Source organism: Microbacterium sp. C448 (assembly GCF_000582705.2).
GTDB classification, from domain to species: Bacteria; Actinomycetota; Actinomycetes; order Actinomycetales; family Microbacteriaceae; genus Microbacterium; species Microbacterium lacus_A.
Window position 1 is genome coordinate 1 of sequence record NZ_HG779780.1, and the last position, 523, is coordinate 523.

Below are 523 nucleotides of genomic sequence, written 5' to 3' on the forward strand. Positions count from 1 at the left end.
GGCTCTACGAGTGGTGGAAGAACCCCGCCGCTGCGGACGACGACCCGGCGCGCTGGGTGCTCAGCTTCACGATCCTGACGCGCGATTCGATCGGCAACCTCGGCTCGATCCACGACCGCATGCCACTGTTCGTCGACATGGACCACGCCGAGGCCTGGCTCGATACCGACACCGACAACATCGGCGACGTCCTCGACGCCGCGATCGACGCCGCACCCTCCGTCGCCGCGACGCTCGACAATCACGTCGTGGGGCGCGCCGTGGGCAACGTCCGCAACAACGGGCCCGAACTCATCGAGCCGCTCGCGTCGTAGATCGCCTCTCGGTCGTTGAGCGAGCGTAGCGAGTCGAAACGCCCTCCCCGCTCTCGATCGAGCTGTCACAGACTGCTGCATATTGTGCCCAGATCGAGCGTTTCGTGACAGTTCGGCGAATACCGCCGGCCGTTGAGCGAGCGCAGCGAGACGAAACGCACGCACGCAGGCGTGGTCAATTTCTCATGTTCTTCTCATCTGCGAAGGCC

General features: G+C 64.8%; 1 protein-coding gene. It reads left to right on the forward strand.

Annotated features, from left to right (window positions below):
* Window positions 1-314 (forward strand): SOS response-associated peptidase family protein (locus MIC448_RS13750; protein WP_036300836.1); only part of this gene is annotated, 314 nt, incomplete at its 5' end.
* Between the last annotated feature and the right edge of the window lie 209 nt (window positions 315-523).